Origin of the sequence: Paenibacillus sp. (assembly GCF_035645235.1) — a bacterium.
Taxonomy (GTDB): Bacteria; Bacillota; Bacilli; order Paenibacillales; family YIM-B00363; genus Paenibacillus_AE.
On record NZ_DASQMZ010000030.1, the window covers coordinates 1 to 20,147 of the forward strand.

The 20,147-nt window shown below is 61.8% G+C and carries 22 protein-coding genes; 19 read left to right on the forward strand and 3 right to left on the reverse strand.

Going from position 1 to position 20,147, the window contains the following annotated elements; translation table 11 throughout:
- The 15 genes from amaP to spo0A form a co-directional block, all read left to right on the forward strand.
- Positions 1 to 323 (forward strand): alkaline shock response membrane anchor protein AmaP (gene amaP / locus VEZ38_RS02660; protein WP_324891686.1); only part of this gene is annotated, 323 nt, incomplete at its 5' end.
- A 9-nt stretch (positions 324 to 332) separates the two neighbouring features.
- The gene (locus VEZ38_RS02665; protein WP_324891688.1) at positions 333 to 578 is read left to right on the forward strand and encodes a DUF2273 domain-containing protein; all 246 of its coding nucleotides are present in this window, start codon (positions 333 to 335) and stop codon (positions 576 to 578) included.
- A 131-nt stretch (positions 579 to 709) separates the two neighbouring features.
- Complete coding sequence (gene nusB / locus VEZ38_RS02670) at positions 710 to 1,165, forward strand: transcription antitermination factor NusB (RefSeq protein ID WP_324891690.1); 456 nt, start codon at positions 710 to 712, stop codon at positions 1,163 to 1,165.
- A gap of 43 nt (positions 1,166 to 1,208) precedes the next feature.
- Positions 1,209 to 2,072 carry a bifunctional methylenetetrahydrofolate dehydrogenase/methenyltetrahydrofolate cyclohydrolase FolD gene (folD, locus tag VEZ38_RS02675; protein ID WP_324891692.1) on the forward strand — a complete coding sequence of 288 codons (864 nt, stop codon included), beginning with the start codon at positions 1,209 to 1,211 and terminating at the stop codon, positions 2,070 to 2,072.
- Positions 2,069 to 3,430, forward strand: a complete 1,362-nt coding sequence (xseA, locus tag VEZ38_RS02680; protein WP_324891694.1) for an exodeoxyribonuclease VII large subunit — start codon at positions 2,069 to 2,071, stop codon at positions 3,428 to 3,430. The genes folD and xseA overlap by 4 nt, the downstream gene beginning before the upstream one ends.
- Entirely contained in the window at positions 3,423 to 3,689 is a 267-nt protein-coding gene (gene xseB, locus VEZ38_RS02685; RefSeq protein ID WP_324891696.1) for an exodeoxyribonuclease VII small subunit, read from the forward strand. Before xseA ends, xseB begins: the two co-directional genes overlap by 8 nt.
- The gene (locus tag VEZ38_RS02690; RefSeq protein ID WP_324891698.1) at positions 3,676 to 4,593 is read left to right on the forward strand and encodes a farnesyl diphosphate synthase; all 918 of its coding nucleotides are present in this window, start codon (positions 3,676 to 3,678) and stop codon (positions 4,591 to 4,593) included. The genes xseB and VEZ38_RS02690 overlap by 14 nt, the downstream gene beginning before the upstream one ends.
- A gap of 905 nt (positions 4,594 to 5,498) precedes the next feature.
- Positions 5,499 to 6,107, forward strand: a complete 609-nt coding sequence (locus tag VEZ38_RS02695; RefSeq protein WP_324891699.1) for a CNNM domain-containing protein — start codon at positions 5,499 to 5,501, stop codon at positions 6,105 to 6,107.
- Positions 6,079 to 7,998 (forward strand): 1-deoxy-D-xylulose-5-phosphate synthase, encoded by a 1,920-nt coding sequence (gene dxs / locus VEZ38_RS02700; protein WP_324891701.1) that lies wholly within the window; start codon positions 6,079 to 6,081, stop codon positions 7,996 to 7,998. Before VEZ38_RS02695 ends, dxs begins: the two co-directional genes overlap by 29 nt.
- Before the next feature lie 21 nt (positions 7,999 to 8,019).
- On the forward strand, positions 8,020 to 8,892 hold the full coding sequence (locus VEZ38_RS02705) for a TlyA family RNA methyltransferase (RefSeq protein ID WP_324891703.1): 873 nt from the start codon (positions 8,020 to 8,022) through the stop codon (positions 8,890 to 8,892).
- An 82-nt stretch (positions 8,893 to 8,974) separates the two neighbouring features.
- On the forward strand, positions 8,975 to 9,421 hold the full coding sequence (locus VEZ38_RS02710) for a hypothetical protein (protein ID WP_324891705.1): 447 nt from the start codon (positions 8,975 to 8,977) through the stop codon (positions 9,419 to 9,421).
- Positions 9,422 to 9,428: 7 nt separating this feature from the next.
- Positions 9,429 to 9,878, forward strand: a complete 450-nt coding sequence (gene ahrC, locus VEZ38_RS02715; protein ID WP_324891707.1) for a transcriptional regulator AhrC/ArgR — start codon at positions 9,429 to 9,431, stop codon at positions 9,876 to 9,878.
- Positions 9,879 to 9,890: 12 nt separating this feature from the next.
- Complete coding sequence (gene recN, locus VEZ38_RS02720; protein ID WP_324891709.1) at positions 9,891 to 11,585, forward strand: DNA repair protein RecN; 1,695 nt, start codon at positions 9,891 to 9,893, stop codon at positions 11,583 to 11,585.
- A gap of 119 nt (positions 11,586 to 11,704) precedes the next feature.
- A complete protein-coding gene (gene spoIVB, locus VEZ38_RS02725; protein WP_324891847.1) occupies positions 11,705 to 13,030 on the forward strand; it encodes a SpoIVB peptidase in 1,326 nt (441 codons plus the stop codon).
- A gap of 142 nt (positions 13,031 to 13,172) precedes the next feature.
- A complete protein-coding gene (gene spo0A / locus VEZ38_RS02730) occupies positions 13,173 to 14,015 on the forward strand; it encodes a sporulation transcription factor Spo0A (RefSeq protein ID WP_324891711.1) in 843 nt (280 codons plus the stop codon).
- Positions 14,016 to 14,076: 61 nt separating this feature from the next.
- On the opposite strand, the gene VEZ38_RS02735 is transcribed toward spo0A, so the two are convergent.
- Together VEZ38_RS02735 and VEZ38_RS02740 are read right to left on the reverse strand one after the other, a co-directional pair.
- Positions 14,077 to 14,454 (reverse strand): DUF3221 domain-containing protein, encoded by a 378-nt coding sequence (locus VEZ38_RS02735; protein WP_324891713.1) that lies wholly within the window; start codon positions 14,452 to 14,454, stop codon positions 14,077 to 14,079.
- 512 nt (positions 14,455 to 14,966) lie between these two features.
- Complete coding sequence (locus VEZ38_RS02740) at positions 14,967 to 15,581, reverse strand: hypothetical protein (protein ID WP_324891715.1); 615 nt, start codon at positions 15,579 to 15,581, stop codon at positions 14,967 to 14,969.
- Between the two features lie 215 nt (positions 15,582 to 15,796).
- Between VEZ38_RS02740 and VEZ38_RS02745 the strand changes: the two genes are divergently transcribed.
- On the forward strand, positions 15,797 to 16,174 hold the full coding sequence (locus VEZ38_RS02745) for a hypothetical protein (protein WP_324891717.1): 378 nt from the start codon (positions 15,797 to 15,799) through the stop codon (positions 16,172 to 16,174).
- A gap of 24 nt (positions 16,175 to 16,198) precedes the next feature.
- Here VEZ38_RS02745 and VEZ38_RS02750 read toward each other — a convergent pair whose 3' ends face one another.
- Entirely contained in the window at positions 16,199 to 16,459 is a 261-nt protein-coding gene (locus VEZ38_RS02750) for a DUF2627 domain-containing protein (protein ID WP_324891719.1), read from the reverse strand.
- A 155-nt stretch (positions 16,460 to 16,614) separates the two neighbouring features.
- Here VEZ38_RS02750 and lpdA point away from each other — a divergent pair, with 155 nt between their 5' ends.
- The 3 genes from lpdA to VEZ38_RS02765 all read left to right on the forward strand — a co-directional run bounded on the left by lpdA (position 16,615) and on the right by VEZ38_RS02765 (position 20,130).
- Positions 16,615 to 18,051, forward strand: a complete 1,437-nt coding sequence (gene lpdA, locus VEZ38_RS02755) for a dihydrolipoyl dehydrogenase (RefSeq protein ID WP_324891721.1) — start codon at positions 16,615 to 16,617, stop codon at positions 18,049 to 18,051.
- Positions 18,052 to 18,112: 61 nt separating this feature from the next.
- Positions 18,113 to 19,162 (forward strand): thiamine pyrophosphate-dependent dehydrogenase E1 component subunit alpha, encoded by a 1,050-nt coding sequence (locus tag VEZ38_RS02760; protein WP_324891849.1) that lies wholly within the window; start codon positions 18,113 to 18,115, stop codon positions 19,160 to 19,162.
- Entirely contained in the window at positions 19,150 to 20,130 is a 981-nt protein-coding gene (locus VEZ38_RS02765; protein WP_324891724.1) for an alpha-ketoacid dehydrogenase subunit beta, read from the forward strand. Before VEZ38_RS02760 ends, VEZ38_RS02765 begins: the two co-directional genes overlap by 13 nt.
- The last annotated feature ends 17 nt before the right edge of the window (positions 20,131 to 20,147 follow it).

Here is a 20,147-nt window from a genome sequence, read left to right on the forward strand (position 1 = left end):
GAAGCGGCTCGATCGACCAGCGGACCGAGTTCGGCGACATTCGCATCTCGCTCGAGACGGTCGAGAACTTGGCGCTTAAGGCGGCGAATCGCGTCCGAGGCGTGAAGGAGCTGCGCGCGCGCGTCCGCGTCGACGACAGCGGGCTCGACATTCAGCTGCGCTCGGTCGTCGACGGCGAATCGTCGATTCAACAATTGACCGAAGAGATGCAGCGGGGCGTCAAGGAGCATGTGGAGGACATTACGGGGATTCCGGTCGCCACCGTAACGGTGTACGTCGCGAACGTCGTGCAATCCCAATCGTTCAAGGCTCGAGTAGAGTAGGTGGCGCCGATGTGGACAACAATCGCGGAGGCGCTGCTGGCATGGGTTCGGGACGGGCGCGTCGGAAGAGTCGCAGGCACCGCTGCCGGAATTTTGCTCGGCGTCGTGTATTTGTTCTGGGGCTTCTGGGATATGCTCGCTTTCGGCTTGATCGGCTTCGCGGGGTATACGCTGGGTTTAAAATCGGACAATCGGGAAAAATGGTTGGATAGAAACGCCATCGCCCGCTGGTTTTCGGAACGATGGCATCGCTGAAGCCCTAGTCGAAGGGATATCCGCGATTCGAACGGAGAAGGAACGCATAAGGTTCGGGAATCGTCTCGATAAACGTAGCCGTCCCGGTGGGGCGGCGTAGTCGTTTATAATCGCTTAGGAGGATGTTACGGATGAAGCGAAGGTCCGCGCGCATCGTCGCGGTGCAATGCTTGTATCAAATGGAGATGAATCGCGTGCCGGCGGGGGAAGCGCTGCAAGCCGCGATGGAAGAAGCGCTGAGCGATAACGAATCCGGAACGGACGTCACCGACGCCGACGCGCTGCTCGCGTACGTGCGCGCGGTGCTCGAGCGGCTCGTGCCCCGCATTCCGGAAATCGACGGGATGCTGACAGGGTACTTGCAAGGCTACCAGGTCGACCGGCTCTCTCGCGTCGACCGGGAAGTGCTGCGCTTAGCCGTCTACGAGATGGTCTATTCCGACGATGTGCCACCGAAGGTCGCGGTGAACGAAGCGATCGAAGTAGCGAAGCACTTCGGCACGGAAGAGTCGGGTAAATTCGTGAACGGGGTGCTCGGCAAGATGTTAAAGGAAGTGGACGCGCTCAAGGCGAGAGCGAACGCCTAGAGAGCTTCCGATCGAAATAGGGGATGAACGGAGGACGATCCGCATGACGGCTACGATTATCGACGGGAAGAAAATATCTAGCGAATTGTTGGACAAGCTGCGCGAAGAGGTACGGGCGCTGACGGAGGCCGGCGCTAAGCCGGGGCTCGCAGTCGTATTGGTCGGCGAGGATCCGGCCTCTCAGGTGTACGTGCGAAATAAGGAAAAGGCGTGCGTCGACCTCGGCATCTACTCGGAGGTGCATCGACTCGCCGCGGATACGCCGCAGGACGAGCTGATCGGCTTGATCCGGCTGCTGAACGCGAGCGCCGACGTCCACGGCATCCTCGTCCAGAAGCCGCTGCCGGCACATATCGACGAGAAGGCCGTGATCGGCGCGATCGCCGTCGAGAAAGACGTAGACGGCTTCCACCCGATCAGCGTCGGCAACTTGCTTATCGGCGACGACGGCTTCCTGCCGTGTACGCCGGCAGGCGTCATCGAGATGCTGCGCGCGACGAACCTCTCGGTCGACGGCAAACGCGTCGCCGTCATCGGACGCAGCAATATCGTCGGCAAGCCGATGGCGGCGCTGCTCATTCGCGAGAACGCGACGGTCACCGTATGCCACTCCCGGACGGCGAACCTGCCGGAAGTCACCCGGGAGGCCGACGTAATCGTGGCGGCGATCGGGAAGCCGAAATTCGTAACGGCCGACTTCGTTAAGCCGGGCGCGGTCGTCATCGACGTCGGCGTCAACCGGCTCGAGGACGGTAAACTCGCCGGGGACGTAGATTTCGACGCGGTGAAGGAAGTCGCCTCGGCGATTACGCCGGTGCCGGGGGGCGTCGGCCGCATGACGATCGCGATGCTGATGAAGAACACGGTCGAAGCGGCCCGGAAGGCGGCGGCGGTGTCCGCGCGGTGAGCGGCAACAAGAAAGTATTTTCGGTCCGGGACTTAACCCGTTACATCAAAATGAAGATGGATGCCGACGCCGTTCTCCAGAACGTCTGGGTGCAAGGCGAGATTTCGAATTATACGCGGCATTCCAGCGGGCACTTATATTTTACGTTGAAGGATAAGGACAGCCGCATCAAGTGCGTCATGTTCGCCGGACAAGCCTCGCGCCTGCCGTTCGCGCCGAAGGAAGGCGCAAAGGTGATCGCGAACGGCAGCGTGTCGGTATACGAACGCGACGGGCAGTACCAGATGTACGTCAACGCCATGCAACCCGACGGCATCGGCAGCCTCTACCTCGCATTCGAGCAGCTGAAGAAGAAGCTCGAAGAAGAAGGGTTGTTCGCGGCTTCGCGGAAGAAGCCGATCCCGGCGTTCCCGACGGCGATCGGCGTCGTGACGTCGCCGACGGGCGCGGCGGTGCGGGACATTATCATTACGCTGCAGCGGCGAAACCCCGGCGTACCGATCCTCTTGTACCCGGTATCGGTGCAAGGGACCGCGGCGGCGCCGTCGATCGTCAAGGCGATACGCGCCATGAACGAGCGCCGCGAGGTCGACGTCTTAATCGTCGGACGCGGCGGCGGCTCGTTAGAGGAATTGTGGGCGTTCAACGAAGAGTCCGTCGCGCGCGCCATCGCGGCATCCGACATTCCGATCATCTCCGCGGTCGGCCACGAGACGGATACGACGATCGCCGACTTCGTCGCGGATTTGCGCGCGGCGACGCCGACGGCGGCCGCGGAGCTTGCCGTGCCGAGCCGCATGGAGCTGCGGCAGGAGCTGATGCATCTGCGTCAACGCATGACGGTCGCGGTCGCGGCATCGGTCGGGGCGAAGCGCGAAGCGTTGCAGCGGCTGCGGCGCTCGCCGTTCCTCACGAACCCGAAACGGCAGCTCATGATGCAGCAGACGGAGCGGCTCGATCGGTACGCCGCCGCGCTCGCCTTCCACGCGCGAACGGCGTTGCGTTCGTCCGGCGAGCGGTTCGGACGGCTCGACCGCCGGCTGGCGTCGGCGAGCCCGAGGGAAGCCGCCAGGCAGGCGTCGAAAAGTCTCGATATGGCGAAGCTGAAGCTGCTGCAGCGAATGAACGCGATCATGAAGGAGAGCGGGCATGCGTTCGAGATGCAGGCGAGGCGCTTGGACGCGTTGAGTCCGCTGAAGGTCATGCAGCGAGGCTACAGCCTTGTATATGACGATAAACAACGACTGATCAAATCCGTCGGGGCGGTACAGCCCGGGGACACCGTGCGGGTGCGGCTCGCGGACGGAGAGCTGGATTGCACCGTGTGGTCGATGAAGGGAGAGCAGGCAAGTGAGTGATACGAAGGACGCTGGGGCGACGATCGGCTTCGAGGAAGCGATGGAGAAGCTCGAGACGATCGTCGCGAAGCTCGAGAGCGGCGACGTGCCGCTCGAGCAGGCGATCGAGCTGTTTCAGGAAGGGATGACGCTGTCCCGCATTTGCAGCCAGAAGCTCGAAACCGTGGAACGGAAAATCGAGATGCTGCTGGAAGAGGACGGTCAGACCGTCAAGAAGCCGTTCGCGGCTTCGCTCGACAAGGGGGATGCGCTTGAGTAGCGAGCCCAGAGCTTCGGTAGAAGCATTCATCTCCGAGGTGGCGTCCCGCATCGCGGACGAGCTGGCGAATATCGTGCCGATCGCTTGGGACGTGCCGGCGCCGCTGCGGGAGTCGATGGCTTATTCGCTGCTCGCCGGCGGGAAGCGGCTTCGGCCGGCGTTCGCGCTCGCCGCCGCGGAGGCGGTCGGCGGCTCCCCCGAGGACGCGATACCGGCCGCTTGCGCGGTCGAGCTCATTCATACGTATTCGCTGATCCACGACGATTTGCCGGCGATGGACGACGACGACTTTCGCCGCGGACGCCCGACGAACCATAAGGTATTCGGGGAAGCGATGGCCATCCTTGCGGGCGACGCGCTGCTCACGCATGCGTTCCACGTGCTTGCGACGATGCCCGAGCGCCGGCCGCGCGTCTCGGCCGCGGCGGCGCTTCGCGTCGTGAAGGAGCTGTCGGCGTACGCCGGCGCGCCTGGCATGGTCGGCGGACAGGCGGCCGACATGCTCGGGGAGCAGGGCGACACGACGCTCGCGGAGCTCGAGTATATTCACCTTCACAAGACGAGCGACCTCGTCGTCGCGTCGCTGCGCGCGGGGGGCATCGTCGCCGGCGCGGCCGACGAGCAGCTCGACGCGCTCGCGGCGTTCGGCAGAGCGATCGGCCTCGCCTTCCAAATCCAAGACGACATCCTCGACCTGGTCGGGGACGAGGCGAAGCTCGGCAAGCCGACGAACAGCGACGTGGCCCAGCGCAAGGTCACGTACCCGTACCTCGTCGGTCTCGAGGCGAGCCGGGCGAAGGTGGCCGAGCTGACGGCGGCCGGCAAAGCGGCCGTCGAGGGTGCGTTGCCGGCGCCGGAGCGGCTGCTGCAGCTCGCGGATTATTTAATTCAACGCGAATATTAGACGCCTCAGCGCGTCGCGGACAACCGCCGCGGACCCGAAGTTTCCTTCGGGCGCGGCGGTTTTTCGCGTTCTCGCGGCAACGTTTTGCGCAGGGGCGGGCATGCGGTCTGCATGGGCGCGGAAGCAGAACTTTCCCTATCGTTCGGCGACTTCCATTGAGCGACCTTTTCCGAGTGTGGTATAATAACGGCAGGAATCCGGAGTGGCGCAGTATTCTAGTCGGCCTACCGCTTTGAGGGCGAGCCTAAAAATTCGCCGAAGGGCACATCGATGAAGTTCCTGGTGCCGGCTTTCGACGCCCAGTCGGGGGCTGGTGGTGGGAGTTAAGGTTGCGGGGCGATCCGCAATGGCATGCGGGCGTTGACCCTGCTTCCGCGGAGGCCCAAGTGCGTGGCGGCGGTCTTGTCGTCTTGCCGACGATCAAGCGACCGGCCATGGCTCGGGGTATGAACCTGCTGCCGTGCCTCTCGTAATTCCGATGTGGTCCTTATCACTTATCGATCTACGAGCGGAACGGCACAGCGTAGCCTGCCTTGAGTGGGCCAGCAGGGAGTATAGATATAGGCGCGGACGGCTCTCGGCCAAGAGCTTCGGCGACCCACGCTATATGAAATCTGGTCTGCAAAAGAGGCTAAGAAGCGGTTCTTGAGCCGCCGAGGAAAACTCCTAGACTGTCATAACCATAGGGCTTCTTGGGGATTATAGTGTGGACTAAGTGGTAATCCAGTCTGGCGCGCGGCAACGACGCCAAGACGGTCTTAAAGGGGAACCGCCCTGCCGGCGACGGGGGGTGATCGTTTGGGAAAACCTACTGGACCTAAGCCACAGCATTTACTCAGGAAGCTGCCACTCCTCCATTCCTTAGAGAGGACCCGACAATTTTGAAATCGATCTGGAAGCACTCCATGCGATGGAGTATTTTTATTTCCATAATTACGTTCGTCTTGGCGAGCGTGTTTTCGGTCGTCTCCACGGCGATGCTGCAAGGCGTCGTCTGGGCGGCCGGGGCGCTCATCGTGTTGTTCATCGTATGTATCGGCATCCTCTTCGACATGATGGGGATCGCCTCGGCCTCGGCGAACGAGCGTCCGTTCCATGCGATGGCGGCCGAGAAAGTGCCCGGCGCGAAGCAATCCATCTTCATCGTCCGCAACGCCGACCGATTCTCCAACTTTTGCAACGACGTCGTCGGCGACATCTGCGGCATTATCAGCGGTACGGCGTCCGCGCTCGTCGTCGTCAAGATGATCGGCTCGGCGCCCGAAGGCGAGGGGTGGCTGACCGCCGCGGCGACGGTCGTCTTCTCGGCGGTCGTCTCGGCGCTGACCGTCGGCGGCAAAGCCGTCGGCAAGTCTTTCGCCATTCACTATTCGATTCCGATCGTATTGTGGATCGGGCGGTTGTTTTATTTATTGGAAAACCGGCTCGGCGTGCGCGTACTCGGCGGCGGCAGGAAGAAAATCAACGGAAAGCGGGGAAACAAACGTGCTGCTCGATCGGATACATCAGCCTAGCGATCTGAAATCGCTCGATCTCGCCGAACTGGAACGGCTGGCGGGAGAAATTCGCGAATTTCTCATTACGACATTGTCGGCGACCGGCGGGCATCTCGCCCCCAATCTCGGCGTCGTAGAGCTTACGATCGCGCTGCATTACTTGTTCGACAGCCCGAACGACAAACTGATTTTCGACGTCGGCCACCAAGCCTACGTCCACAAGCTGCTGACAGGGCGGAAGGCTCGATTCCCGACGCTGCGCAAGTACAAAGGGCTTTGCGGCTTCGTCAAACGCTCCGAGTCGGAGCACGACGTGTGGGAGGCGGGACACAGCTCTACCTCCTTGTCCGCCGCGATGGGCATGGCGGTCGCGCGCGACCTGCAAGGGAAGCGTCACAAGGTCGTCGCCATCATCGGGGACGGCGCCCTCACCGGCGGGATGGCGTTCGAAGCGCTGAACCATATCGGCCACGAGAAGAAAAATCTTACCGTCGTCTTGAACGACAACGAAATGTCGATCGCGCCGAACGTCGGGGCGCTGCATAACTACTTAACCAAGGTCCGCTCCGACAAAACATACATAAAAGCCAAAGAAGAAGTCGAAACCTTGCTGAAGAAAGTTCCCGCCATCGGGGGAACGCTCGCGGCTTGGGCCGAAAAGCTGAAGGACAGCCTAAAGTATTTGGTCATGTCCGGCATGCTGTTCGAGGAGCTCGGGTATACGTATTTCGGCCCGGTGGACGGACATAACCTTCCCCTGCTGCTTGAAACGTTCCGCCAGGCGGAGAAAGTGGAAGGACCGGTGCTCGTGCACGTCGTCACGACGAAGGGCAAAGGCTACGCGCCGGCGGAAGCGGACTCGCACACGTGGCACGGCCTCGGGGCGTACAAGATCGAGTCCGGGCAGGTCGTTAAATCGTCGGGACCCCCGATGTATACCGAGGTGTTCGGCAAGACGCTGATCGAATTGGCGGAGAAGGACGACCGCATCGTCGCCGTGACGCCGGCGATGCCGGGCGGTTCCGGCCTGCTGAAATTCGCGGATCGCTTCCCGAATCGGATGCTCGACGTCGGTATCGCCGAGCAGCACGCCGCCACGTTATGCGGCGCGGTCGCGATGGAAGGCATGAAGCCGGTGTTCGCCGTCTATTCTACGTTCCTTCAGCGCGCGTACGATCAAGTCGTGCACGATATTTGCCGCCAGAACCTCAACGTCGTCTTCGCGATCGACCGCGCCGGCTTCGTCGGCCCGGACGGCGAGACGCATCACGGGGTGTACGATATCGCGTATTTACGGCATGTGCCGAACATCGCGGTGATGATGCCGAAGGACGAAAACGAGCTTCGCCATATGCTCTATACCGCGATCCGGTACGACGACGGTCCGATCGCCGTTCGGTATCCCCGCATTCAAGGGGAGGGCGTCGACTGGAGCGACGAGCTTCGCCTCGTTCCGTTCGGCACGTGGGAGACGGTGCGGGAGGGCGACGACGCCGTCGCGCTCGCGGTCGGGCCGATGGTGCGCGTGGCGCTCGAGGCGGCGGAAGCGCTCGCGGCCGAAGGCGTGTCGCTGCGCGTCGTGAACGCGAGATTCCTGAAGCCGCTCGACGATACGATGTTGAGCTTCCTCGCCAAGGAAGGGCTTCCGATCGTCACGATCGAGGAGGGGGCGGCGGCCGGAGGCTTCGGGAGCGCCGTCTTGGAATGGCTCGCCGCGAACGGGGCGTATGGCGTGCCGGTGCGCGTGATGGGCGTGCCGGACGTCTTCGTCGAGCACGGCTCGATCCACGAACAGCGCGTCGAGGTGGGTCTCACGGCGGAACGGCTGGCTGCGTCGGTCCGGGCGCTCCGCCCGGGCAAGCGAGGCGCCTCCGCCGTGAAGCCGCTCATGACCGGAACGAACACGTAAAGAGAGACGGGGAAGAACGCGATGTCCGAAACGAACCGAAAAGAACGCATCGACGTCTTGCTCGTGGAGCGGGGCTATTTCGAAACGAGAGAAAAAGCGAAGGCCGCCGTCATGGCTGGCCTTGTCTTTTTAGAGGGGACCCGCCTCGAGAAGGCGGGCATGAAGGTCCCCGCGACCAGCGAATTTACGGTGAAGGGCGACGTGCATCCGTACGTCAGCCGCGGGGGATTGAAGCTGGAGAAGGCGATTCGCCACTTCGGCCTGGACCTGACCGGCGTCGTCATGATCGACATCGGCGCCTCCACCGGAGGCTTTACCGACTGCGCGCTGCGGCATGGCGCCTCGTTCGTCTACGCGATCGACGTCGGGTACAACCAGCTCGACTGGTCGCTGCGGAAGGACGAACGCGTACGGGTGATGGAGAGGGTCAACTTCCGATACGTGACGCCGGCCGATCTCGTCGGTCCGCCGGCGACGTTCGCGGCGACGGACGTCTCCTTCATCTCGCTCCGCCTGATCTTGCCGCCGCTGAAGGCGCTGCTTGCCCCCGGCGGTCGATTGGTCGCATTGATCAAGCCCCAATTCGAGGCCGGACGGGAGCATGTCGGAAAGAACGGCATCGTGCGAGACGCCGGCGTTCACCGGGACGTGCTCCGTCGAGTGCTCGGCTTCGCGGACGCCGAGGGCTTCGCGTTGGAAGGGCTGACGTATTCCCCGATTACGGGGGGCGAAGGAAATATCGAATTTCTGGCGTTATGGCGCTGGGACGCGCCGAGCCGCGGAACGCCGGAAGCGCTTCAACCGGGGGCGGACAAGCCCGATGCGGGGCCCGAGATCGAACGGCTCGCCGAAACGGTCGTCGCCGAAGCGCATGCCGCGCTGCTGCGCGGGTAGGCCATTTTCCGTACAGGGGCGATTGGAGATAGCAGGAAACCGGGCCTCCGCCGCGAATACGTAACGGTGGAGGTGCACGGCTTTGAACGACGACGTGCTCGTGTTATCGTTCGTGTTGCTCGTATTGACGATTTGGGGATGGATCGCGTTCCGCAGGTGGCTGTATCGTTCGCCGGACGTGAAAGCGCCCGTCGCGGCTGGCCGGGTGAAGCCGGACGACATCACCGAGCTGCTGACGGACCACGGGTACGAGGTGACGCACGGCAAGCATAAAGTGTCGGCCGTCGTGCACGTCGATGACAAAACGCTCGGAAGCAGCCTGTTCGTCGATTATTTCGCGAAGCGGGACGGCCGGGTTTACGTCGTGAAGGTGGCGCGCTCGCGCAAGCCGATCGACTTGACCGTAGGCAGCTCGGTGCGGGAGCGGCTATTGCCGTATGCATTATTGTACGACGACACCGCCGGGGTGTTATACGTCGACGCGAAGTCCCGCCAGGTTCACCAAATACGATTCGAGTTGGAGTTGTGACTGCGCTATGAAAGGGCAACGGCACATTAAAATCAGGGAAATCATTACCGGACGGGAGATCGAGACGCAAGACGATCTCGTCGACGCGCTGCGCTCCGCGGGATACTCCGTCACCCAAGCGACGGTATCGCGGGATATTAAGGAGCTGCAGCTCGTCAAGGTGCCGCTGTCGGACGGGCGGTACAAGTATTCGCTGCCGTCGGATCAAAAATACAATCCGGCGCTCAAGCTGAAGCGGGCGTTGATCGATTACTTCGGCTCGATCGACCACGCCGACAATCTCGTGGTCATGAAGAGCCTCCCCGGCACCGCGAACACGATCGGGGAGTTGATCGACAATCTCGACTGGCCCGACGTCATGGGCACGATCTGCGGCGATAATACGGTGCTGATCATCTGCCGCAGCGGCGACGCGAGCAACCGCGTCGTGGACGAAATTCTCAGTATGCTTACATAGGGGGAATCGCGATTGCTCCTGGAGCTTTCGGTTAAACATCTAGCCGTTATCGAAGAAGTTCGCGTGTCGTTCCGTACCGGGTTTCACGTCTTTACCGGGGAGACGGGCGCGGGGAAGTCGATTTTGATCGATGCGTTAAGCTTAGCCATCGGAGGAAGAGCTTCGGCCGACCTTGTGCGTCATGGATGCGACAAAGCGGAGATCGAGGCTCTTTTTGACGTTCCGGGGGATCATCCGGCGCGGGACGTGCTGCGGGACAACGGCGTCGAAGCGCCGGAGGAGGAACCGGTATTCGTCCGGCGGGAGGTGACCGCGGCCGGGAAGAGCACGGCGCGCATCAACGGTCAGCTAGTCACGCTGCAGGCGCTTCGCGCGTTCGGCGAGACGCTCGTCAATATTCACGGGCAGCACGAGCACCAATCGCTGCTGCGGGTCGACCGGCATCTGGAGTGGTTGGACGCCTTCGGGGGGGCGGACGTCGCCGCCGCGAAGAGCGCGTACAAGGCGGTGTACGATCGATACGCCGAGACGAAGCGGCTGCTGGAGCAGACGAGCCGATCGGGCAAGGAAGCGCTGCAGCTCGCGGATTTATACCGCTTCCAATGGGAGGAAATCGACGCCGCGCGGCTGAAGCCCGGCGAGGATGAATCGCTTCAAGAGGAAAGGCAAAGACTAGCGAATAGCGAGCGATTGTTCGCGGCGGCGAACGACAGCTACGAGGCGTTATACGGGGGGAAGCGGGGGCTGGAGTCGGTGTCCCGCGCGATGCAAAGGCTGACCGACATCGCGAAGTACGATCCCGCGACGCTGCAGCCGCTGCTCGAGCAGGTGCAGTCGGCGTATTATCAGCTCGAGGACGCGGCGTTCCAGCTGCGCGATTACCGGGAAAGCATCGAATTCAACCCGGACAAGCTCGAGCGCATCGAGCAGCGACTGCAGACCCTCCACGGGCTGAAGCGCAAATACGGCGAGACGATCGAAGACGTCCTCGCGCACGCGGCCAAAATTAAAGCCGAGCTCGACAACGTCGACCATCAAGAGGAGCGCGTCGCGGAGCTTGCGGCGAAGCTCGAGACGCTTGAGAAGGAGCTTAGGCAGCGCGCCCGCACGTTGACCGACGCGCGGCACGCGGCCGCGAAGACGCTGGCGTCCGCGCTGACGGAGCATCTGAAGGACTTACATATGGAGAAGACGCGATTCCAGGTCGAGCTGCGCTCGGACGGCGCCTTCCGCCCGGACGGGTGGGATCATGCCGAATTCCTGATCGCGCCGAACCCGGGCGAGCCGCTCCGCGGACTCGCCAAGATCGCGTCGGGCGGCGAGCTGTCGCGGATGATGCTGGCGATGAAATCGATTTTCGCCGCGGTCGATCGGGTGCCGACGCTCATCTTCGACGAGGTCGACACGGGCGTCAGCGGCCGCGCGGCGCAGGCGATCGCCGAAAAGATGGCCCGCCTTGCCTCCCGGGTGCAAGTATTCGCGATTACGCATCTGCCTCAGGTTGCTTGCATGGCGGACGCGCAATACGCGATCGAGAAGAAGGTGCGCGGGGAGCGCACGTTCACCGAGGTGAACGCGCTGTCCGAGGCGGCCAGGACGGCGGAGCTCGCCCGCATGCTCGGCGGCGTCGAAGTGACGGACACGACGTTGCGGCATGCGGAAGAAATGCTTGCCTTGGCGGAAGACAGAAAGTCAGCCTGGATGTAGGGGGCTCAGGAATCATTTCCGAGTTTAAAACGAGCGGGGCGGGGATACCTTATAGGTACGTTATTGGCGACCGCGCCAAGTGCCTTACGGCGTGAGGAACGAAAAGGAGCGTGAGACGTTTGAATTCCGGCATCAAGAAAAAACTTTTCGGACTTATGCTCGTCTTTCTCGTTTGTCTCATCACATGGTCCCCCCCGTTTCAACGATTCGCTTCGTTCCCGGAGACGCTCCATGTGTTTTCCGGCGACGCGAAGGAGCTGTCCTTGAGCATGCCCGTGCACGCCGTCGGCTCGGTCAAAGATCCAGACATCGTACAGGTAAACGGCTCGACGGCGCCGACGTTCGACTTGGATCTGGAGCAGCCGATCTCGCTGCGCACGCACAAGGCCGGACAAACGGAGATGCAGCTGAAGCTGTTCGGCAAAATTCCGTTTAAAACGGTGAAGGTCGATGTGGTCCCGGATTTGAAGGTCATCCCGGGCGGGCAGACGATCGGCGTCAAAATCAAGTCGAAAGGCATTCTCGTCGTCGGACACCATCTCGTCCAGACGGAATCGAAGGGCAAAGTGTCTCCCGGAGAAGAGGCGAAGCTGAATGTCGGCGACGTCATCCTCGAGATGAACGGCGAACGGCTGAACGACGTCAACAAAGTAGCGGCGATCGTACAGAAGGCGGGTAAGGCGGGGAAGCCGATCGAGCTCGTCGTGCTTCGGGCCGGAGCGAAGCTGAAGACGGCCATTACCCCGGTGTATGACCCGAGCGACAAAGCGTACCGTCTAGGCATCTATATCCGGGATTCGGCGGCGGGCGTCGGGACATTGACGTTCTACGCGCCGGATCAGAAAGCATACGGAGCGTTAGGACATGTCATTACCGACATGGACACCCAAACGCCGATCGTCGTCGGCGGCGGGCAAATCGTCCACTCGAACGTCACGTCCATCGACAAGAGCGAGAACGGCGAGCCGGGCGAGAAGCGGGCGGTGCTGATCGACGAAGACAAGGTGCTAGGCGACATTCGCAAAAATACGGACTTCGGCATCTTCGGGAAAATGTACGAAGCGCCCGAGTACGCGAGCATGAAGGAGCCGATTCCGGTCGCGTTCGCGGACGAGGTGAAGGAAGGGCCGGCTCATATCTATACGGTCGTCAGCGGCCAGAAGGTCGAGAAATTCGACGTGGAGATCGTGCACGTCGCGAAGCAGACGTTCCCGGCGACGAAGGGCATGATCGTGAAAATTACCGATCCGCGCCTCGTCGAGAAGACCGGCGGTATCGTGCAAGGCATGAGCGGCAGCCCGATCATCCAAAACGGCAAGCTGATCGGCGCAGTGACGCATGTATTCGTCAACGATCCGACCAGCGGGTACGGCTGCTTCATCGAATGGATGCTCCGCGACGCGGACATCCTCATGGACGCTCATTCGAATCCTAAGGCGAGTTAACCCGCCTTGGGTATTTTTTTGTCGAAAATTAAATAAATTTCGACAAAAGGAATTTGGGGTCCTATGTCGAATCCATTAAAGACCAAAAAAATTGGCTGTTCGTTACCAGCTGTGCCTAAGACGTCTAAGGGAGGATTTGCAATTGCACAAGATTGAAGTGTTGTTGGCGGACGATAACCGGGAATTCGCGAATTTGTTATCCGAATACATCGGGGAGCAAGAAGATTTGTCGGTGGCAGGGGTTGCGTATAACGGAGAAGAAGTCATGGAGATGATCGAGGAGAAGGGCATCGTGCCCGACGTCCTTATACTTGATATTATTATGCCGCACCTCGACGGGCTTGGCGTGCTCGAGCGCCTGCGCGAACTGAATCTCGACCCGGCGCCGAAGATCGTCATGCTGACCGCGTTCGGCCAAGAAAATATTACGCAGAAAGCGGTTCAGCTCGGCGCGTCGTACTATATCCTCAAGCCGTTCGACATGGACGTGCTCGTCAGCCGCATTCGCCAGCTCGCCGCGGGTCCCGTGCCGACGATGACGGGAAGCGTCGTCTCCGGCGGAACGTTGTCGGCGTTCGGTTCGCAGATGCGAAAGCGCCCTTCCTTGCTGCAGGCGAAGCCGCAGGGCAAGCTGAACCTCGACGCCAGCATCACGAACATTATCCATGAGGTCGGCGTGCCGGCGCATATCAAGGGCTACCAATACTTGCGCGACGCGATTACGATGGTGTACAACAACATCGAGCTGCTCAGCGCGGTGACGAAGACGCTGTACCCGGCGATCGCCGAGAAGTATCGCACGACGCCTTCGCGCGTGGAGCGCGCCATCCGTCACGCGATCGAGGTCGCTTGGACGCGCGGCAACATCGACTCGATATCGCATCTGTTCGGGTACACGATCAACATCTCGAAGGCGAAGCCGACGAACTCCGAATTTATCGCGATGGTCGCGGACAAGCTGCGCATTGAGCATAAAGTCGGATAATCATCGATCGTTACATAAGGAAGAGCGCCCGGGCGAATGCCGGGCGCTCTCTTTGCGTCGTTTACGGCAGCGCCGTCACCGACTGCGCCTTTGCTTGCGCCGGGTACGATTGATCCACGACCGCATACCCGTCGACGCTTTCGAGTGTAACGTTGACGCGATCGCCGATCTGCAGGGCGCGAACGTCCCGCTCGGCCGCCTCGAGCCAAATCGCGTCCGGCTTCGCCTGCTCCAATACGGCCTCTAGGGGGACTCCCGCCGGCATCGGGTGCCGCACGACGAGCACTCGGCCGCGTTCCTTGGCGGCGACGATCCCCTGTTTATAGTCCCAGTACGGTTCGCGGACGGCGGCGTCCGGGCTCGAGGCGCAGCCGGTCGTCATTGCGGCGGCAAGCGCGACGGCGCATGGCAAGATTAACAAGGTTGCGGCCTTTCGCATAATGTCTCCCCCTTCGGAGCCTTCTTGGGATAGACGTCCGAGAAGGCGCGAGAGTTGCAGGGGAACCGCTGCCCGGAAACATAAAAAGACCCGGTTTCCCGGGTCTTCCGACGGCGCCGTTGGTTTATTTCACTTCCATAGAAAAAGCAATCCGACATTGCTGCCGATGACGTCTAAAGCCACATCGTGTCTTTAGCACATCCCTCGCCCTCTATTTCGAGTGAGAAACCTCTTGGCTGTCCTGTTCCGCTGAATTCCTTACGTCTTCCAACGTAACCACGACCTCTCTCGTCGCCGTCTGAGTATATTATGGCCGGGAGTGGACGTTTTAATCCTTCGTCAGGCAGGAAATTTTCCCCTCGGCGTTCCCGTTCGGCGTATCGCGGCCTCGGCTTCCGGAAACACTACGGATAGAGGTACGAATCGTACGGAATTTGTCGAGGAGAGGATTACGCATGAACGGATTGCTGCAATGGATCAATAAGGTGAACCTGGTGCTCGCGTTCCTGATTTTATTCGCCGCGCACGGACTGCTCTATTTCGGGCTCGATAACGGGGATTGGTTTTTCCTCGCGCTGTCGGCCGCGCTCGTCTGGACGGGCGTGCTCGCCTTCGCCCAGCTGTTCGCGAGAGGACGCCGGCGCTCCAAGTGAGCGCCCGTCGGCGCCGCCCCGGTTCGCCACCGGGGCGAGCAGCCACTGCGGCTTCAGATGGTCGGGCAGATCGTCCCGAACGTATTTGCGAATATCTTCCCCCAAATATTTGCGCATGCGCACTTCGGTCTCGGCCTTGGCGAAATGCCAAAGCATCTCGAAGCTCGCCTTATAGCCTCGGCACCAGTAGACGCAGCCGACGCCGGACTCGTCGCGCCGTTCCTCCGTCATCTTGATTCCCTTCTCCTTCAGCCGCCGCCGAAGACGCGCCAGGTCGGCCGTCGCGCCGTCCATGGCCCGTTGCAGCAGGTCGACGTAGGGACCCTTCGTCTTCAGCTTGCTCTCTTGCAGCACCTTGATGTCTCGGTCGAACACCGTCAGGAGCAAGCCGAGGATCAACGCTTCCTTGATCGTCCCGAGCTCGTCGACGGCGGTGACCGGCGGGATCAACGGCATGCGCTCTTGCTTCGCCATATGGCCATCACCCACAACCCGAATGTATGTTCTTATTTTACGCCATTCGGGCGCCGTTATGCAAGGGCGTTCGCTCATTTTACACGGCGGGGACGAGTGTGATATATTACAAACGTTCGAAAAATCGCCATGTTTGACGGGGACTGCGCTCTCCCAAAGCGCGAGCGAGTCTTTATAATAATAGGATGTATATTGTTTGAGGGGGAAGACATCACATGCACAAATGGATTTTGGCGGTACTCTTCTACGGATCGGCTGCGCTCGGCATCGGCCTCTTGTTCACGGAGCTTCCGCAGCCGCCGAGCGAAGAGGAATTGGCCGCCGCGGAAAACACGCTGGAGATCGTTGCGAGCAACTGGGATTTCGACAAGGACGAGTACGTCGTCGAAGCGGGCTCGACCATGACGCTGGCGCTTCGGAACGACCAAGGCCTCCACGGCATTTCGGTCAGCGGCCTCGGCATCGAGCTGCAGGGCGCGCATCTGTCGCAGGAAGTGACGTTCGGCGAAGCGGGCGAAGTATACGAAATCACTTGCATTATCTTGTGCGGCGAAGGTCACACGGAAATGACGGCCAAAATCGTCGTTCAATAAAACGAAATAAAAAAAAACAGCGGCTTATGGGCGCTGTTTTTTCTTTTCGCGAAAGCGCGGCGCGACGTAGTTGCGCTTGCGGTCCCGGTAAAAAATCCAACCGCCGATGAAGGCGACGCCGAGCGCGAACAGCAGCAGGCCGCCCGCGAATTTCAGCCACGGCATGGCGCCGGGTCCGAACGATTCGAAGACCGAATTTTTCATGAGCAAAAATCCGTACGTAGCCATCCATCCCGGCACGACGAGCAGCAGGACGGCGATGAAGCGGGAAAATTTCGTTGGCATCTCGGACGCGTTCCTTTCGGGTTCTCGCTTGTTTATCCATTTTACCCTATCCGGCCGTCGGCAAAAAAGGGTACAATAAGAAAGAGTCTAACAAATTCATGAACGGCTCATTATAACATAGAATCATAGTAAGCATAGTTTTGGAGGAACGTCTATTGACTCGTACATATGATCTTGTAGTGCTCGGCGGAGGGCCGGGCGGTTACGCGGCGGCGATTCGGGCGGCGCAGCTCGGGAAGTCGGTAGCCGTCGTAGAGAAGGCGGGGCTCGGCGGGACATGCCTGCATAAGGGCTGCATCCCGAGCAAAGCGTTGCTGCGAAGCGCGGAGGTGTTGCGTACGGTGCGGCGCGGCGCCGAGTTCGGCGTACAAGTCGCGGGAGGCGCAGGCGTCGATTTCGGCCGCGTCCAATCGCGCAAGACGGAAGTCGTCGAGCAGCTGCACCGCGGGCTGCAGCAGCTGATGAAGTCGAATAAGATCGACGTCGTTTACGGCACGGGGCGGCTCGTCGGACCGTCCATCTTCTCGCCGCGGACGGGTTCGATCGCCGTCGAGACGGCGGACGGGGAGGCGGTTACGCTCGTGAACGAGCGGCTCATCATCGCGACCGGCTCCCGGCCGCGCGTCGTTCCGGGGCTCGAGCCGGACGGCCGGTTCGTGCTGACGAGCGACGAAGCGCTCGAGCTCGAGCGGCTGCCCGCATCGCTCGCGATCGTCGGCGGCGGCATTATCGGCGTCGAATGGGCGTCGATGATGAACGACTTCGGCGTCGAGGTGACGGTGCTCGAGGCGGCCGATCGGCTGCTGCCGAGCGAGGACGAGGACGTATCGCGCGAGGTGGCCGCCGCGCTGGCGAAGCGAGGCGTGACGGTGCTGACGGGCGCGAAGGTCGCGCCGGAGACGCTGCGGACGCGGGAGACAGGAGACGCGGGCGAAGTGAGGATCGAGGCGGAGCGCGGCGGGGAGCGGATCGCCGTCGAGGCGGAAGCGCTGCTCGTCGCGGTCGGCCGCGCGCCGAACGTGGAAGGCATCGGCCTCGAGAACGCGGACGTGGCGCTCGAGCGCGGCGCGATTCGTGTCAACGGCCGCATGCAGACGAGCGAATCGCATATTTACGCGATCGGGGACGTCGTCGGCGGGCTGCAGATGGCGCATGCGGCGAGCTATCAGGGCATCGTAGCCGTGGAGCACATGTACGGCGTGGCGGACAAGCCGTACGACGCGGCGCGCGTGCCGAAGTGCGTGTTTTCCTATCCGGAGGTCGCCTCCATCGGCCTCACCGAACGGCAAGCCAAGGAAGCCGGCCGAGCGGCGAAGACGGCGAAGCTGCCGTTCCGCGCGAACGGCAAGGCGCTCGTCTACGGGGAGCCGGAGGGCTTCGTGAAGATCGTCGCGGACGAAGCGACGCGCGACGTGCTCGGCGTCCATATCGTCGGGCCGCGGGCGACCGAGCTGATCGGCGAAGCGTCGCTCGCGAAGCTGCTCGAGGCGACGCCTTGGGAAATCGGGGCGGCTATTCATCCGCACCCGACATTGTCGGAGGCGCTCGGAGAAGCGGCGGCGGCGGTTGACGCTCGCTTCGCCGGGCGGTAAGATGAACGAGTAAGGTTTATGACCAGGTCATAACACTCGGTCTTAAGGAGGCGATCCTGTGATTCACGAGCAAGAGCTGAAGAGAGGGCCGTCGAAGCACGTCCAAGCGGGCTTAAGCGACGATGATACGATACAGATGTACCGAATGATGGTGACGGCTCGCATGTACGACGAACGGGCGACGGTGCTTCAGCGCGCGGGGAAGGTGCCGTTCCACGTGTCCGGCATCGGCCAGGAATGCGCGCAGGTCGCGGCCGCGTTCGCGCTGCGTCCGGGGCGGGATTTGTTCTTCCCGTATTATCGGGATTACGGCTTCGTCCTGTCCGTCGGCATGACGCTGCGGGAGCTGATGCTGGCGCTGTTTTTCAAGGCGGAGGATCCGAACAGCGGCGGCCGGCAGATGGCGGGCCACTTCGGCCATAAGAAGCTCAACATCTTCACCGGCTCGAGCCCCGTGACGACGCAGGTTCCCCATGCCGTCGGCGCGGCGTACGCGGCGCGGCTGCGCGGGGAGGAGAGCGTGGCGTTCGTGACGTTCGGCGAAGGCTCCAGCAACCAGGGGGACTTCCACGAGGGCTGCAACTTCGCGGGCGTACATAAGCTGCCGGTCATCCTGATGTGCGAAAACAATCAGTACGCCATCTCCGTGCCGGTTCGACAGCAAATCGCCGGCCGCATCGTCGACCGGGCAATCGGCTACGGCTTCCCGGGCGTCCGCGTCGACGGCAACGATCCGTTCGCGGTATACACGGCCGTCCGCGAGGCTCGCGAGCGCGGACTCGCCGGCGAGGGGCCGACGCTGATCGAAGCGATGATGTATCGCATTTCGCCGCATTCGACATCGGACAACGACTTGCTCTACCGAACGAAGGAAGAAGTCGAGGAGCACCGCTCGAAGGACGGCATTCCGAAGCTGCGCGATTACTTGATCGAACAAGGGCTATGGGACGACGAGAAGGAAGCGTCGCTGCGGGAGGCCATTTCGGAAGAACTGAAGGAAGCCGCCGAGTATGCGGAGCGGGCGCCGTATCCGGCGCCGGAGGACACGCTGTTGCATGTATACGGCGACGATGAGGGCGAGCGGGGAGGCGGAACGGCATGGCAACGATGAAATATTTAGAGGCGATCCGCTCCGCCATGCACGAAGAGATGGGGCGCGATTCCCGCGTGTTCGTGCTCGGGGAAGACGTCGGCAAAGGCGGGGTGCTCAATGCGACGAAGGGGATGCGCGACGCGTACGGCCCGGATCGCGTGCTGGACACGCCGCTGGCGGAGTCCGCGATCGCGGGCGTCGCGATCGGCGCGGCGATGCACGGCATGCGGCCGATTGCCGAGATGCAGTTCGCCGATTTCATCTTCCCGGCGACGAACCAAATTATTTCGGAGGCGGCGAAGATTCGGTACCGCTCGAACAACGACTGGAGCTGCCCGATCGTCGTCCGCGCGCCGTACGGCGCCACCGGCGGGGGCGCCTTGTACCATTCCCAGTGCCCGGAGTCGGTGTTTTTCGGCACGCCGGGGCTAAAGATCGTGGCGCCTTCGACCCCGTACGACGCTAAGGGGCTTATGCTGGCGGCGATTCGGGATCCGGATCCGGTGTTGTATTTCGAGCACAAGAAATGTTATTTATCGATCTCCGGCGAAGTGCCCGAAGGCGATTACGTCGTGCCGATCGGCAAGGCGGACGTGAAGCGGGAAGGCGACGACGTCACCGTCATTACGTACGGGATGACCGTGCATTTCGCGTTAGCCGCCGCCGAGCAGCTTGCGGCGGAAGGCATCAGCGCGCATGTGCTCGATTTGCGGACGCTGCAGCCGCTCGACAAGGAAGCGATACTCGCCGCGGCGGCGAAGACGGGCAAGGTATTGATCGCGCACGAGGACAATAAGTCCGGCGGGGTCGGCGCCGAGGTGTCCGCGATTATCGCGGAGGAGCTGTTATACGAGCTGGATGCGCCGATTATGCGGCTTTGCGGTCCGGACGTGCCGGCGGTCGGGTCGAGCCCGACGACGGAGAAGTTTTTCTTGCTTAGCGCAGACAAGCTGAAAGACGCGATGCGCGCGTTGGCGTTATACTAACGCGGGCGGAGAGGAGT